This is a genomic window from Rufibacter sp. JT3400010, from assembly GCF_054956755.1.
Genome location: NZ_JBUDXA010000005.1, coordinates 1 through 15,106 on the forward strand (window position 1 = coordinate 1; position 15,106 = coordinate 15,106).

Below are 15,106 nucleotides of genomic sequence, written 5' to 3' on the forward strand. Positions count from 1 at the left end.
GCCGTTTTCTATTCCTCATTTCAAGATAGGTCATTTTCTTGCCAGAAAGCACCATGTGAATGTGTGCACAATCTCTCCCTCGTTTCTAAGTCATCAGCTTAGCAATTTTTTATCAAGTGCCTCATACTTTATTTCTGAGTTGTTTTTCTATAAACAGCCTGAAAACCAATTTCCATTTCTCTTCTTCCCTTTGGGTTCCCTCCTTTACCGATGTTTTAGAAAGTTATCATATCTTCTGTGACCTTCTACCTCTTATTGTTTCAAGCCCTTCAAACAACTTTCGTGTTGTTGAAAATAAATCATTAAATTTTACAATCAGGAGGCAACCTATTTTTAAAGTTGTCCGTGATGGGTATGCAAATTCGGAACCTGTGATTGAGACGGAAAGCAAACAAGTTGTAGAGATGCTTAGAGGTTGCTTGGAAAACAACCGAGAGGCGCAAAGAAAGCTGTACAAGCATTTCTTTGGCTACGCTATGAGCATATGTGTTCGATATTCAAAGGATTCAGAAGAAGCGAGAGAGGTATTGAATGATGGTTTCATGAAGGTTTTTACCAGATTGAAGCAGTATGATCAAAACAAGTCCTTAAAGGGGTGGATTAGACGCATCATGATCAATACGGCACTTGACAACTACCGGCATAATCTGAAACATTACCATAGTGCTGATTTAGAGACAGCTCCTCCAGTAGCCGACGCGACTGACATTGTAAGTGATCTTAATTATGAATACCTGATAAGTCTGATTCAAAACTTGTCTCCTGCTTACAAAACGGTATTCAACCTGTATGTAATAGATGGCTATACACACGAGGAGATTTCAGAGATCTTGGGAATCTCAGTAGGAACCTCGAAGTCTAATCTTTCTAAAGCCCGCGCAAATTTGAGGGAAGTGTTAAAAAAAAACAGAGTAGATGAACTTGAACAATATGTCTGACGAAGAGCTGGATCGCTTGTTTAAAGCATCCGCAGAAAACTTCGATCCTCCTTTTGACCCTGATGCCTGGGCGGCAATGGAGAAAAAGTTGGGGAAGGTGCCTGTGCGCCACAGATGGTTTAAAAAATACTCTCCTTTTATAGCTTTACTTCTTTTAGTAAGTATCTCAACCTTGTTTGTACCCATAGATGCTCCCATCATTGATGTAAATCCGAATAGAAATGCTAAGAAAGAGGGCGGCAAATCAGAAAAGTATAACGAACCCAAAGAAGAGCAAAGGCAAACTGGAAAGGTTTATATAGCAGAAGAAGGCCACTTTTCTAAAATAACGGGAAAAACAGAGATTCCAGTTGCAGAGACTTCAGTAAGAAAAAAGCAGAATCATACATTAGTACGTACGGAAAAAGAAGTTGGTATCACAACTGCAATCACTGATCTGCCTAAGACCAAGGGTAAGCATAGCTTATCAATCCCAAGAATTGCTTCAGGTGATACTGCAAGTTCAGTAAAGATTGCAGTGGTCAATGAGAGGAACTTGAACATAGAAGTTGCTAGTAAGAGAGATTCGATCTTTCGATCAAGTAATGAGGAGTTTGTACGAAGAGATTCCGTTTCAGAATTTATTTTATCAGGAGATACAACGCAGGCAGAAGTTCTTACTCACGATAGAATGTCTCAAGATTCAATTAGTGAGGAAAAGGAACAAGAGAAATCTTCCTGGTTTTTGAATTCTGTTCAGCTTGCAGTGGCAGTAGCCCCAGATTTGACTACTGTTAAGTTTAAAGATGCAGATGCCCTTAGTGCGAATGCCGGAATTCTGGTTGGTATCCCTCTTTCTAAAAGAATTAGTTTAGTTACTGGGGTAATATGGGCAAATAAGGTGTATGATGCTCAGCCGGAAGACTATACTTCTGCCGGAGGCTATACTTATACCTCCACTATAGAGGCCACGTGCAGAGTGCTGGATATTCCGGTAAATATCAGATATAACGTTCTTACGAGTGGCAGCAATACGTTGGCGGTGCAGGCAGGGCTTTCCAGCTACGTGATGCTGCATGAAAAGTACAGTTCGGGGTATAGTAACGGGTACGGTAGTTCCTATGACTATACTTATGAAGTAGACAATAAGAACCGACATTGGTTTCAGGTGCAGAATGTGTCTTTAGTCTATACTCGGCAAGTTTCTCCGGTTTTCTCCTTTGGGGTGGAGCCTTTTGTGAAAATTCCCTACGCCGGGGTTGGAGCAGGAAAAGTAAACCTAACAAGCGCCGGAGTTTTCTTTTCGGCAGGCTATACAATTAAGCTTAAACCATAAGATTATCTAGAATTGATTCCCTGGGCAGCACAGATCAAAAGTGCTGAGTGGTACGCTTTTGCCCTTACTTTTTATATACCAATGTCACACTAAAACGCTAACCTTATGAAAACCAGAAACAACTTTGCCCGTTTGGCCTTCGGCCTTTTAGTCTCTCTTTCTTTTATCAGCAGTTGTAGCAGTGATGATGATGACGAGACGCCAACCAATATCATCAAAATGCAGAATGCTACCATCAGAGGATCTGAGGAAGTTCCGGCAAATTCATCACAAGCCACGGGCACGTTTACGGGGACTTATGACCAAGACACCAAAATACTTTCTTACACCATTACGTACTCCGGCCTTACGGCCACAAACATGCACTTTCATAGAGGCGATGTAGGGGTAAGTGGTCCGGTGGTGATTCCTATTGGTGCAACCCCTTTTACCAGCCCCATCACTTCTCAAACTCCCGCGCTTACCGCAGACCAGGAAGCAGAATTATTGGGAGGAAAATGGTATGTGAACATCCACAGTGCCCAATTTCCGGCAGGTGAAATCAGAGCACAGGTAAGACGACAATAGCCCTCTGGGGCTCATGCAGTACGTATTTCTCATCAACTTTCAATTTTCTTCTATGAAAAACATAATCCGCTTCTGTTTGATGGTCTTCACTTTCTCATCCTGCCTTTTGTGGGCGTGTACAGATGACAAAGAAGAAGAAATAACGCCTAACCAGCCTAATCCGCAGCCACAGCAATGTGACACCAATGCAGTAACCTATTCTAGCACTGTTTCTGGAATAATCAGTTCAAACTGCCTTACTTGTCATAGTGCGGCAGTAGCCGAGGGAGGGATGATTTTGGATACGTATGCCCGGGTAAAAGCCGTAGCAGATAACGGAAAGTTGATGGGCGTTATTACGCACGCCAATGGATTTCCGCAGATGCCCAAAGGAGGAACCAAACTATCTGACTGCAACATAGCCAAAATCAAGAAATGGGTAGATGCTGGCGCTCCCAACAACTAACCAGCCTTTTCTTATGATACGATTTATACTTGTATTAGGCGCAGTACTTCAGGTGGGGCTGGTGACCGTGATGGCGCAAAACCGGTATTATACCAAGACAGGCTTCATCTCCTTTTTCTCCAAAGCGCCGCTAGAAGACATTGAAGCGAGCAACCGGCAAGTAGTTTCTTTTCTAGACGTGAAAACGGGCGACATGGTCTTCTCTGTGCCTATGAAGGCGTTTCAGTTCAAGAAATCACTGATGCAGGAACACTTCAACGAGAACTACGTGGAGTCTGACAAGTATCCCAAAGCTTCCTTTAAAGGCAAGGTGACCAACATGCAGAACGTGGATCTGGCCCAGGACAACCTCTATAAAGTTCTGATAGAAGGTGTTCTGACCATTCACGGAGTGGACCGACCGGTGAGAACCAACGGGACCCTGCAGGTGAAAGGAAAGCAGTTGGTGGGCATGTCTACCTTTTCAGTCACGCCGCAGGAATTTAACATTGAGATTCCGTTTCTGGTGAAAGAGCACATTGCCAAACGCATTGATATTACCGTGAATGTAGTGTATGTACCTTACGTGGAGAAGAGCTTATGAAAACAGTGAAGATGATGTTTTTGGCGGCTTTTCTCTCCGTTTGGGTAAAACCAGGGGCTTTTGCGCAGAATGATCTCCTGCAATTAGCCGAGGCCAACGACAGTTCTGAGAATGGGGCAGTGACCGCTACGTTCAAGGCGACGCGTCTCCTCAACGGGCATACAGTAGAAACAAACGGCGCGGGCACCTTGCTTTTCCTCATCTCTCACCGGTTTGGCACCTTGAACAGCGGAGCCTACAACTTCTGGGGCCTTGACCAATCAACTATCAGACTGGCGCTGGAGTACGGCGTCACTGACAAGTTCACCGTAGGGGTGGGGAGAAGTTCACTGGAGAAGACCTTTGACGGGTATCTGAAGTACAAGGTACTACAACAGAAAGCCAACGGACTGCCCGTAACAGTGACCGCTTTTTCCAGCGTGGCGGTAAGAACGTTAGATTGGGCCGATGAGGAAAAAGACTTTGAGTTTGCCCATAGGTTGACCTACAGTTTTCAGGTGCTGCTGGCCCGTAAGTTCTCAGATCGGCTCTCCCTACAACTTGCCCCCACGTTGGTGCACCGAAACCTGGTGGAAACCGGCTTCGGGGAAACCGATGTGTATGCTTTGGGCGCGGGCGGAAGATTCAAACTGTCTAAACGAACCTCTTTCAACGCAGAGTATTTCTACCTCCTGCCCGGCGAAACCGCTGATGCTTTCAAGAACAGTCTGTCTCTGGGGTTTGACATTGAGACCGGAGGGCACGTCTTTCAACTGATGGTAACCAATTCGCAGGGCATGGTGGAGAAGTTCTTTGTTCCCCGGAATGCGGGTGCCTGGTCATCGGGTGATATCTACTTCGGCTTCAATATCTCCAGGGTGTTCAATCTGGGAAGAGACAAAAAAGAATGGTAATGTAAAGGTTACTCTCTGGAAAGGGCCTCTGATCTTCAGGGGTCTTTTTTTGTTTTTACCCGAAGTGAATCCAGAGGCTGTTTCAGGGCTTCTTTCTGAAAAGAGGCTCTGAAACAGCCATCGGCCTCGCTTAACTACATCAGTCTAAAATTAGAGAATGGAAGGTTTTTCTCCCTTCAGGAAAGCCACCTGAGATTTGAGGGCTTTCTTGCTTTGCGGCAGAAAGGACACCAACGGGAACACATGGAACATACCTTCGTATTCTTCAAACTGCACGGGTACCTGGGCATTCGCCAGTTTTTGCACAAAGCTTCGGCTGTCCCAGAGGAATATCTCAGCGGTGCCAATCTGCAGCAGGGTGGGCGGCAAACCAGCCACATCACCAAAGACAGGAGAAATAAGTGGGTTTCTTGGGTCTTGGTTTTGTATGTATTTTCGGGCCGCCGCCCGCACGGAGTCAAACCCAAGAATGATGTCTTTGGGAGCGGTAAGTTGTGAGGCAGGATTAGACAACATAATGTCCAGCCACGGTGATAAGAGCAGTAACTTTTGGGGCAGGGGAGCTTGCCTTTCCTTTAAGCTGTACGTTGTAGCCACCGCTAAACCGCCACCGGCGCTGTCTCCCACTAATACATAATTCAACGGTAAATCACCGGTTGCTTGTAGGGTAGTCAGGAAGGTGATGACATCATCCAGAGCCGCCGGGAAGGGATTGGAAGGTGCCATTCGGTAATCTACTACAATGGCGGCCATGTTGGTGAGACGGCTGAGGCGGGCCATGTATTTCCATTGCAATTCTACGGGACCAAACAAATACCCGCCACCGTGCAGGTACACCAACACGCCGTTAGCGGATTGCTCTCTATTGATCCAGTACCCGGGTACCCCCTTCGCCTCAATTTTCTCAAACGCGTATTTTTTGCTCAGACTCTTGGGCGGGTCTGGTAAACTCTGGATGTGGAGCGCTTTTTTAGATACTTTCTTCTTGATATAACTCTTGACGTAAGCGGTACGCTTTTTCCCTACGCCATATGCAAGGGAGGCCAACAGCAGGGCAGAGGCAGCTCCGGCAGCGGCTAACGTGATGTTTCTTTTCATGCGTTGTTCCAGGCAATTAGTGGCAAATGGCAGCTAAACACAGACTAAGAATAACGGATGGGGAACTTGGTAGGTTAGGAAAAATAAGCACCGCAAAGTCCTTTGCATGACCAGTTTAACCCGTATTTTTGAAAAGCAGCCTGTAAAAGGACGTGAGTAAAACGGGCGCTACGCTGAAGAAGAAGTTTTCCCTTCTTCTTCAGCGTAGCGCGTAGGCAAATTCTTTTTAATGTAACTCCTACAATGCGGCAATACAAAATCAGGAAAGAAGGAATCAAGCAAATAAGGAAAAAGGCGCTTTTGAAATCGCTTCCATTGTTGGTCTTGGCGCTGGTTTTTGGGATTGGGATTAGTCAGTATAGTGCGGGCAAAGGCCTTGACTTTGGGATGCTGGTGTACCTGGTGCCGGGTATGATGGTGGTTTTGGCTTTCGGGTTGTACATGGGCTCACAACGGCAGAAACTGCTCTTAAAAAGCTATGCGCTCACGGTGTCAGATGCCAGTATCAGAAGAGAGCAATTACAGACGCCTACCATTGAGTTGCCTTTCTCCCATATTCAGGAGATTTCTAAAACCGAGGAGGGTGGTTTTATCATTAAGGGCCAAGAGGCGCAGGATATCATCATAGTGCCCGCCCAGATAAAACACGCCGAGGAACTGGAGAGCCTGTTACAACTGATCAGGCCCTTGGAAAGGAAGCCGAAGAAGAGTCTCCTGCAAAGGTTTAATGGTCTCCTTACACTCGCTACCTTGCTATTCATGGCGACCGTTTATCTGGCTACAAACAAAGTGCTGGTAGGCGCAAGCGGCATCCTTTTCATCTGTATTCAAACGTGGTCTTTTCTTCAGATACGGCAAAACAAGAGCATCGACCTGAAAACCAAACGCGGCATGTATTGGATTATCTTGGTGATAGTGTCTGTAGTGGTGGTGATGTATTACAAAATAATAGTGCAGTAGAAGAAACCAACGTGCTCTGTTTACCGCCTGTTTTATTCAAATTGAACCGGAACCAGAGCACGCTGTGATTTAGATCAAAACTGTATTTAGCACAAAAGCACTCAATAAGCTTAACGCTTAGGCGATATCTTCCAGAGTTCGCCGTTTGACTGGTCTGTCACTACGTAAAGGGCCCCGTCTGGTCCCTGCTTTACATCTCGTATGCGTTGGTTGCGGTCGGTGAGTAAGTGTTCTTCGCCGGTAACCCGGTTGTTCTCTATCTTCAGCCGTACCAAGAACTTGTCTTTCAGGCCGCCAATGAAAAGGTTGTTCCGCCATTCAGGAAACGCTGTTCCGGTGTAGAACTGGGCTCCGGAGGGCGCAATGACCGGGTCCCAATAATACACGGGCTGTTCAAATCCTTCTTTGGCGGTTACCGAATTAGGAACCGGGCTACCCGAATATTCTTCGCCGTACGTGACCAGCGGCCAACCGTAGTTCTTGCCTTTCTCAATCAGGTTCAGTTCATCGCCGCCTTGCGGACCCATTTCCACGATCCATAATTTTCCTTCGGCGTCAAAAGCCGAAGCTTGTACATTTCTATGGCCCACGCTCCAAATCTCAGGCAGGGCACCGGCTTGTCCGGTAAAAGGGTTGCCGGGTGCGGCGGCTCCATCTGGGGTAATCTTAACCACTTTGCCCATGTGGCTGTCCATGTGTTGGGCCTGCGGCCGAATCTCAAGCACCGAACGCTCGCCTAAAGTGACATACAGCATGCCGTCTGGCCCAAACGCCAGGCGCGAACCATAGTGCATGGTGCCGTTGTAGGTGGGCATCGCTCTGAAAATGACGCGTACATCGCTCAGGCTTCTCCTGTCCGTTGATAGAACTCCCCGGGCCACACTGGTTGCGTTTCCGCCTGCTCTAGGCTCTGAAAAGCTCCAGAAGATGGTTCGGTTAGACGCAAAGTTAGGGCTAAGGGCTACGTCCAGCAATCCGCCTTGGCCCCGGGCGTCTACCCCCGGTAAACCAGCAATGGGTTCGCCCACTGTGCCCGTGGCAGACACAATGCGCAAGCGACCTGGCTTCTCAGTAACCAAAAGTGAACCGTCTGGTAAAGGCTCCACGGCCCACGGGGTTTCCAGTCCTTTGGTTAAAACGTCTACCGTATAGGCGGTGGCAGAGGTCATGGCGCAGGCCCGGGTTTGGCCGGCAAACGCTGGTTTTTGCTCGGGCGCATTGGCTTGCCTGGTTTCAAGGGGAGAGCAGTCCGAAGGTCCCTGGATAGGATCTTCCTGCGGAATCCCTTTGTTGTTGCAGGCTGTTCCCACAGCAGCCATGAGAAGAATGGAAAAGAGTACTTCTTTGGTGATGCTCATAGAAGCGGCGGTTAAATTTGAAGTCTGATGTGTTTCAAAAGGAAAGCCTTTCAATATCAATACACTAGCAGTTGTTGGTTTATTAACTGTGTTTTGCTTGAGAATGTTTAAAGCCAGATAAGACAAGCCAGAGGAGGGCGTTTCAGAATCCAGGAGATTGGCTGGATTTTACTTAAACAGAACAATTCTTCTACCGTTAATGCTATTGAAAACGATTTCATGCTGCGTTTATGGGTAAGTTGACAAAGATTAGAAGTCTCAGGCGGATGCTGTCTCTAGTGTGCCTGCTGTACATCAAGGCTAATTCCTTTGCACAAGACCTCACGGCGGAAGTGTTTCTAGGGACCTCCTGGAGTTTCCATACGCCTTTGAGCATTCAACAGCCGGGCGAAGCACCCATTCGTTTCAACGCGCAGTACAAAACTCGCCCCTGGACGGGCTCTCCGTACTACGCATACCGGCTGGGATATAAGCAATGGAGTGCCGAGTTGGTGCACCATAAGGTGTATCTGGAGAATCCGCCCGCAGAGATCGAACATTTTGAGGTTTCGCACGGCTACAATCTGGCCATGCTTAGCCGCACTTTTCCTATTGCTGATGCACCCGGTCTTTTCAGGATTGGTTTAGGGCTTGTAGTGGGTCACCCCGAAGGACGAATAAGGGGAAAGGCCATCAACCCGGTGCGTAGCCTGGTGGGCGGCGGGTATCATATCTCAGGGCTATGCCTGCAAGCCGCCCTAGGACCGAAACTGGGGGTAGCCGAGCATTGGTTTTTCAGGCCTGAAGCAAAGCTAACCGCTGCCTGGGCCAGAATGCCCCTGGCCGGAGGCGGAACTGCTACAGTACCAAACATTGCCCTTCACACTTTATTTGGTTTCGGGTACCGGAGCAAGCACTAAGTTTTCAGCTTGATTTCAGAAAATCACCCTAAATACGCAATGGGCTAATACTCGCTCGCCTCTGGCGAGTGTGAGCTACCTGCGGCGTCCCGCCGCTACGCTAAGTAATTTTCGCCGTGGCTGGTGTTATCACCAATAACTTTTAATCAGTTCAGTTTGAAGGCAGTGCGAAGAAGGGAGCCGGTAAAGGATTGTTGGTGATAACACCAACAATGGCACGGACAAATTCATACAGCATGACTATTTCCTTTTCTCTGCAATTCACGAAAGACTTTTAAGAGTAATTTGAAATTACTTTGTACCGCGGCCAGAGGCCGCAGGTAACTCACACTCGCCAGAGGCGAGCGAGTGAAATAATTGCATTGATAGATCTTTTCGTTTTTAGCTCATTTAGGGAAAACAAGCCAAAAAAGAGTGGTCATGCGTTGAAGTAGTGGAGTAGGCAGAAGCTGTCAGTATGCAACTCAGGATTGACAGCAACTTAAACGCTATCATCTAAAAAGAAAACCTTGCAGAATGGGACAAGTAAGAATAGCCTGTGAATAAGGTGGTAGAACTATTAGAAAAAATTGGGCTGACGTTACAGATCGCAAAAACAGCCTTTGCCGCAGCTATATCATGGCTGGTAGCTACCAGTTTTCTGCATTCAGAATACCCTTACTTTGCCGCGGTGGCCGCTATTATTACGGTGCAGGTAACCGTGGCAGACTCCGTGGACAAAGCCACCCAGCGCATTATTGGCATTATAGGCGGGGTGCTGGTAAGCATGTTACTGGGACATTGGTTTGAGATTGGAGCAGTATCTATTTTCTTTATCATCCTGATTGGCATGAGCATTGCCAAAGCCTTCCGGATGAATCCTCAGATTATTTCTCAGGTAGCTATCAGTTCACTGCTGGTGCTGGCCTTCGGGCAAACCCGCCAGGGCTATGCGTTTGAGCGGATCATAGAAACGATACTGGGTTCTGGCATTGCGGTTCTGATCAATGCCTTGATTGTGCCCCAGAATGCCGTGCCTCAGGTAGAGCGCAGCATTCTGACTTACAGCAACCTGGCGGCCCTTACACTGACCAACTTAGCCGCTTTGCTGAATGATTGGGGACCGACAAGGAAAACGGGGAGGTCAGAAGTAGACGCCTTGATTAAGCAAAGTCAGGAGTGCCAAAAGACGCTGGGTCTCGCCGAGCAAAGCCTGAAATACAACCCGCTGCTTACCCACCAACGGGTGAGGCTGAGCCAGCTTTCAGAGACTATTACGCAACTGGAAAGCATTACCATTCAGATCAGAGGTATTCGGCGGAGCCTGGCCGATATTAATTTGAACCAGCACGTGGCACCTGAGCAGGCCTATGTGCAGCAACTGAAACAAGCCATGCAAGCCACCGCAGATTGTATTTCGGCGTATGGGCTCTCGTCTGTCAATACGACCCCAGAACATCTGCTGAATCTGCAAGAGAACTGTAAACAAGCCCAGCAGGAGCAAGCCCGATGTCTGGATAGTCTCCGGCAAATCAGTTCCTTGGCCACCCTCCGCGACTTTGGTAGTATTCTCACAGATTTAGGCCGAATTGTGTCAGAAACTCAACTGCAAAGTGGGTTGGAAGTCAAGCCTGCAACGGTTGCAGTACCTTGATCAAGGTTAGCTGTTTTACATCTCTTTTCATCAAAACAGGTAAAAAACAGAGCGCCCCGTCTAATGACGGGGCGCTCTGTTTTTAAACTTTAATCTATCTTTTAGGCAGGTTCTGGTTATCGGCGCCTAGCCGAAAGGTGAAGCCAGTTAGTTTTTGATCAGTTTGACTGTCTTGCTTGTCTCCCGCTGAGAAATTTTCAGGACGTACAATCCTTTGGCAAGGGCAGCACCCAGAGTTATTTTATCAGTGGCGGTTCCAGAAGCTACCAAGATGCCAGTGCTGCTGTAAAGTTGGTAGCTAAACCGTCCGGCCATTTTGTAGGTGAATTCCTGATTGAAGGGGTTAGGATACGCTGTGGAAGTGGCGGTGGTAACTTCATCGTCTATGCCGGTCACCAGTGCTTCCTGGTTACAGTAAGGATAGCCCACATCAGGTTTGCCGGTTATGTATTGCCGTAGCCAGGTCATGGCAGGTCGGTCTTGCCCGGAGCTGGTGAGGAGGTGGGTATCGGCTTTCCAGGTTTTTCCCTGTTCATAGCCCCAAAGTGTAATACCGGCCACAGCCGGATGCTCCCAATACACCGGGAACAGCGTCTGATAACGGCTACTTTGGGTATTGTCACTGCTAGAGGAAATATCCAGTTCAGTCACGTAAATGGGTACGCCGGCATTGTCCATCAGATCCAAAGCAGTTTTCAGTTGGGCAGCGGTCAAGGTGTTGATGTTGAACTCATGCGCCTGCGTTCCGAAGCCGTCAATGAGGTTGCGGTCCCTTAGTAATTTGATAACCGTTAATTGCTCGTTTATAGCCGTTTGATCATTTTCCAGCCCATAATCATTCAGGATAAGTTTCGAGTTAGGGAAGTATTTTCTGGCTTTTTCAAACATCCAGATAATCCAATCATAACCAGTAGTGCCTGCTCCGCCTAAGCCGGTTCTGAAGGCTGCGGTTGCCGGGGCATGGGTTCTTAGGTTTTCATTAAGGACGTCTATTTGGTCAATGCCATTGGGGAATTGAGTAGCCACAGCCGCCATGTATTCCTCCATTTCCTCCTGAAATTCTGCGGGCGAAAGAAGCAGATTGTTATTAGAATTGATAGCCCAGGTTGGAAACTGGTTTCCCCAGGCAAAGACGTGATACCGGAACATGAGGTGGTTGTTCTTCGCATAGTTATATGCAACGTTGGCACCAGACCAGTTCATGACATCGCGGTTTTGTTCCACTACGCCCCATTTGGTATTGTTCTCGGCGGTGATGCCGTTCCAGAGGCTAGAGTAGTTGTTTGGCACGGCACCGGCAATGATGTTGGCCAGGTATTTTCCTTTGCAGGCGCTAAGCCCCTGTGCCACGGGTGCCGTGGTGCCCACCGTCACCATGACGCCCGCCGATGTGCTCACCATGTTCAGGTTATCGGTGGCTTTGGCGGTAAGGGTGTACGTGCCAGCAGTTAACGGGCTCCACACAAAAGAGTAGGTGTTATTGGTGGCCGTGGTTGCTTCGCCCAATTTGGTATTACCGTTGAAGAATTCCACTTTGCTCACCGTGCCGTTGGCAGAAGTGCCGCCAATATCAGTAGCATACACCCGAATAGTCATGGCCTTACCTTCCTGGAAATAGGCATTGTTGTGGGGCGCCGTGATCACGCAGGAGGGTGGGGTGTTTTGTCCCTGCACCTGAAAGGTGAGAAAGATAAACACCGTCAATAAAATAGAGAGTAAAGGTTTAAACATAAAAGGAAGTTGCGTAGGTAAAAAAGTTATGTTAAATGTAAGCTAAATACAAGTAAAAGCCTATTGACCCCTAAAGCAATTTTCAATCTTGGCAAGGTTCCTTTCCCATAATTTGAAAGGGTAGTAACTCATACCAGCAAACAGGCTACAGGGAAACATTTTTTTGTCATTAGAAGCAGCTTTTTGCAAAGTAGAAAGTCCTTTAGTTAAAGTTCTTGCAATTTGAAAGATCATCTATCATGAAGTTGAAACAGAATACCTGCTTATTCCTGACCATGTGCTTAAAGTACTTTCTACTCTAATCTTTTAGAAAAAGATATTGTTAAGTAAAAGAAAACGAAGGGTTTAAGACTTACAAAGACACCAGCATCTGCTAAAAGTAGCAGTACCTTTAAATCTGGTGGTATAGGTAGGAATTCCTACAATGCGGGAAATGAACTTTACAATCTTCTAGCTTGGGTGCAGTATACTTTATAAACTTTATGGCATTATTTTCAATTTGTTAAAAATATAACAACGCCTTTTTACTCGCGTAGCATAAACAAAGGTTCTTTGGAATCTACTTACAAAAAAGTACTGCCACTCTGGGTATGCTTTGCTTAAGAAGCATGGGGTGCATGTGTACACTTTGTCTTTCGTGCTGCAAACCGGATTCTAGTAAGGACCTGCGGAATCTTACTCTGGCCATTTTCGCTTACGAACCCAACGTGTAAACATGCTCTGAGATGAAATGAGTAGTGAATAGAAATAGCTCAGTGATGGCACATGATTACCACAGCAGAAATTGCTCCAGCGCCTGCCGTAGCACCGTTTGTGCGCTGCTACACCTACCGCGAGTTTGATACCGATGGGCAGGACCTGATCAAGCCCTGGCACGCCTCCCATGAGATTAGCATGCCCTTCTTTTTCAAGGCGAAACCCGTGCAGCTAGATAACCCCCAGACCGGGCAGTTGCTGAAAGGCGGTCCTTACGGCGGAGTGGTGGGCTTGGGAACACAACACAACGGACTCATGACGTTTAAAGGCAGTTACGCCTTTTTTGAGATTATCTTCAGGCCAGGTGGGTTTACCAGCATCTTCCGGCACCCTGGTAGTGCGTTCACCAACTATGTCTTCCATACGCCAGATGTGTTAGACAAACGGGTAGAATGGTTGTATGAACAGTTATGCTACGCCCATACGCTGCCTCAGATGGGTGCCCTAGCCAATGCATTTCTGCTGTATTATCTTAAAAAGCAGCGCTTTGTAGACTACAAAGACGGCATCTCTTCTATTGCCAATCTTATTCTAAGAGAAGCGAGAATGTTGCCGGTAGAGCAGTTGGCCGCTGATGCCAATATGAGTGAGCGTAGTTTTGAGCGCAGATTTACCCAACAGGTGGGAATGTCGCCCAAGCTGTTTTGCTGTGTTGCCAGGTTCAATCATGCCTTGCTTCAGAAACTGAAAGACCCTAAAAAGGAATGGACCGCCATTGCTACAGATTGCGGCTATTTTGACCAGATGCACTTAATCAAAGACTTCAAAAAGTTTGCCGGTGACAGTCCCTCCAATTTCCTGAAAGAAACTCCCTTAACCCGTGAAAACTATTCTAGCCGTATAGAATTTTAACATTTTAAAATAGAACTTTAACATAGTTTGGCGACATTTTACTATTCTTCAGCGGTTCATCACCGTATTTTTGAAACGAAATCAAAAAGCAGCCACCTCTGCCAGAAAGTAGAAAGATGGCCGCCGAAAACCGGAAAGAACACACCTAAAGGCCTGGGTTGTTTCTACAGGAGTACAAAAGCAACGATCCTGGCACAGGTGAGGCAAAGCCGATAATGTGACGCTCTCTTGAACGTGGAAGGGTGAATGTGCAACTGACGCAATGATGGGGTTTGTTTCAAAGTAAATTCAAATAGCCACAAAAACCTTGACTTGATCAACTTAACCTGCTGCTCTAAACTTTTCATTCAAATGTGTTCCTCCTCACCCTGGAACTGATCTGGGCTTCTATTTCTTCTTTGCACGCAAGTCAATCCGGTATTTCAATCCATCCAAACTTATCTGAACCTCTGGAAACTAACAACCTATAAGCATCCTTTAAACCGCTTAAACCAGAGAATAGTAATCCCCTTAACTGCGGCACCTGCTGGTGTCTGGTACCGTCTTGTGTCTTCGTTTTCGTGATACTTGCTTTTCTTGGATGTTCCTATCTATTGCAGTTTATCAAATCATTTAAGTCGTTTTAGATCATGAAAAAGTTTATCCTGTTCCTGACACTTATATCTTTACCTGTTTTAGGGTTTGCCCAAAACAGCAAAGATGCTGCCCAGAAAAACAAAAAATGCATTGAAGCCCAAGTCATCTCAGATGACGTGAAGCTGTACAGACAGGCCGGTACCTGCACCGAAGTGCTCACCAGCTTAAAAACCACCGATGAGGTGCTGTTCCACCGCAAACAAGGTGCTCACTGGGCGCTCGTAACCGTGGGCGACCAAGTAGGCTACGTGTTGTATGGTGAACTGACCAACAGAGCCCAGGCAGCCAAACCCGCAATAGCCCTTGCCGTGGATAAAAAGAAGAAATAGCGAAGCAAGAAGTACTCCAGTTCCTGAAAGCACGCCAAAAGCGTGCTTTTATTTTTGCCCAAACCGTAACCGCTTTCATTCTACGTACCGGTGAGTTGCTCTCTTTTAAAGAA

14 protein-coding genes are annotated in these 15,106 nt (G+C 47.0%); 11 read left to right on the forward strand and 3 right to left on the reverse strand.

Going from position 1 to position 15,106, the window contains the following annotated elements:
• Positions 1-116: 116 nt before the first annotated feature.
• The 6 genes from ACY0JR_RS06410 (at position 117) to ACY0JR_RS06435 (ending at position 4,741) form a co-directional block, all read left to right on the forward strand.
• The gene (locus tag ACY0JR_RS06410; protein ID WP_462633115.1) at positions 117-938 is read left to right on the forward strand and encodes an RNA polymerase sigma factor; all 822 of its coding nucleotides are present in this window, start codon (positions 117-119) and stop codon (positions 936-938) included.
• Entirely contained in the window at positions 931-2,253 is a 1,323-nt protein-coding gene (locus ACY0JR_RS06415) for a porin family protein (RefSeq protein ID WP_462633116.1), read from the forward strand. Before ACY0JR_RS06410 ends, ACY0JR_RS06415 begins: the two co-directional genes overlap by 8 nt.
• 105 nt (positions 2,254-2,358) lie before the next feature.
• Positions 2,359-2,820, forward strand: coding sequence for a CHRD domain-containing protein (locus ACY0JR_RS06420; RefSeq protein ID WP_462633117.1), 462 nt, complete (start codon positions 2,359-2,361; stop codon positions 2,818-2,820).
• Positions 2,821-2,872: 52 nt separating this feature from the next.
• Entirely contained in the window at positions 2,873-3,265 is a 393-nt protein-coding gene (locus ACY0JR_RS06425; protein WP_462633118.1) for a hypothetical protein, read from the forward strand.
• 13 nt (positions 3,266-3,278) lie between these two features.
• Positions 3,279-3,848, forward strand: coding sequence for a YceI family protein (locus ACY0JR_RS06430; RefSeq protein WP_462633119.1), 570 nt, complete (start codon positions 3,279-3,281; stop codon positions 3,846-3,848).
• Positions 3,845-4,741: a DUF5777 family beta-barrel protein gene (locus tag ACY0JR_RS06435; protein ID WP_462633120.1), complete on the forward strand. Its 897-nt coding sequence runs from the start codon at positions 3,845-3,847 to the stop codon at positions 4,739-4,741. The genes ACY0JR_RS06430 and ACY0JR_RS06435 overlap by 4 nt, the downstream gene beginning before the upstream one ends.
• 150 nt (positions 4,742-4,891) lie before the next feature.
• Here the strand turns inward: ACY0JR_RS06435 and ACY0JR_RS06440 are convergent, their stop codons facing one another.
• The gene (locus ACY0JR_RS06440) at positions 4,892-5,839 is read right to left on the reverse strand and encodes an alpha/beta hydrolase (protein WP_462633121.1); all 948 of its coding nucleotides are present in this window, start codon (positions 5,837-5,839) and stop codon (positions 4,892-4,894) included.
• 243 nt (positions 5,840-6,082) lie between these two features.
• Between ACY0JR_RS06440 and ACY0JR_RS06445 the strand changes: the two genes are divergently transcribed.
• Positions 6,083-6,799, forward strand: a complete 717-nt coding sequence (locus ACY0JR_RS06445; protein WP_462633122.1) for a hypothetical protein — start codon at positions 6,083-6,085, stop codon at positions 6,797-6,799.
• A 110-nt stretch (positions 6,800-6,909) separates the two neighbouring features.
• On the opposite strand, the gene ACY0JR_RS06450 is transcribed toward ACY0JR_RS06445, so the two are convergent.
• The gene (locus ACY0JR_RS06450; protein ID WP_462633123.1) at positions 6,910-8,157 is read right to left on the reverse strand and encodes a PQQ-dependent sugar dehydrogenase; all 1,248 of its coding nucleotides are present in this window, start codon (positions 8,155-8,157) and stop codon (positions 6,910-6,912) included.
• Between the two features lie 266 nt (positions 8,158-8,423).
• Between ACY0JR_RS06450 and ACY0JR_RS06455 the strand changes: the two genes are divergently transcribed.
• Together ACY0JR_RS06455 and ACY0JR_RS06460 are read left to right on the forward strand one after the other, a co-directional pair.
• Positions 8,424-9,056 carry a hypothetical protein gene (locus ACY0JR_RS06455; protein ID WP_462633124.1) on the forward strand — a complete coding sequence of 211 codons (633 nt, stop codon included), beginning with the start codon at positions 8,424-8,426 and terminating at the stop codon, positions 9,054-9,056.
• 547 nt (positions 9,057-9,603) lie between these two features.
• Positions 9,604-10,689, forward strand: coding sequence for an FUSC family protein (locus ACY0JR_RS06460; RefSeq protein WP_462633125.1), 1,086 nt, complete (start codon positions 9,604-9,606; stop codon positions 10,687-10,689).
• Positions 10,690-10,836: 147 nt separating this feature from the next.
• Here ACY0JR_RS06460 and ACY0JR_RS06465 read toward each other — a convergent pair whose 3' ends face one another.
• Positions 10,837-12,420 (reverse strand): endo-1,4-beta-xylanase, encoded by a 1,584-nt coding sequence (locus tag ACY0JR_RS06465; RefSeq protein ID WP_462633126.1) that lies wholly within the window; start codon positions 12,418-12,420, stop codon positions 10,837-10,839.
• Between the two features lie 765 nt (positions 12,421-13,185).
• Between ACY0JR_RS06465 and ACY0JR_RS06470 the strand changes: the two genes are divergently transcribed.
• Positions 13,186-14,028 (forward strand): helix-turn-helix domain-containing protein, encoded by an 843-nt coding sequence (locus ACY0JR_RS06470; protein ID WP_462633127.1) that lies wholly within the window; start codon positions 13,186-13,188, stop codon positions 14,026-14,028.
• Between the two features lie 629 nt (positions 14,029-14,657).
• Positions 14,658-14,993: a hypothetical protein gene (locus ACY0JR_RS06475; RefSeq protein WP_462633128.1), complete on the forward strand. Its 336-nt coding sequence runs from the start codon at positions 14,658-14,660 to the stop codon at positions 14,991-14,993.
• Positions 14,994-15,106: the final 113 nt, after the last annotated feature.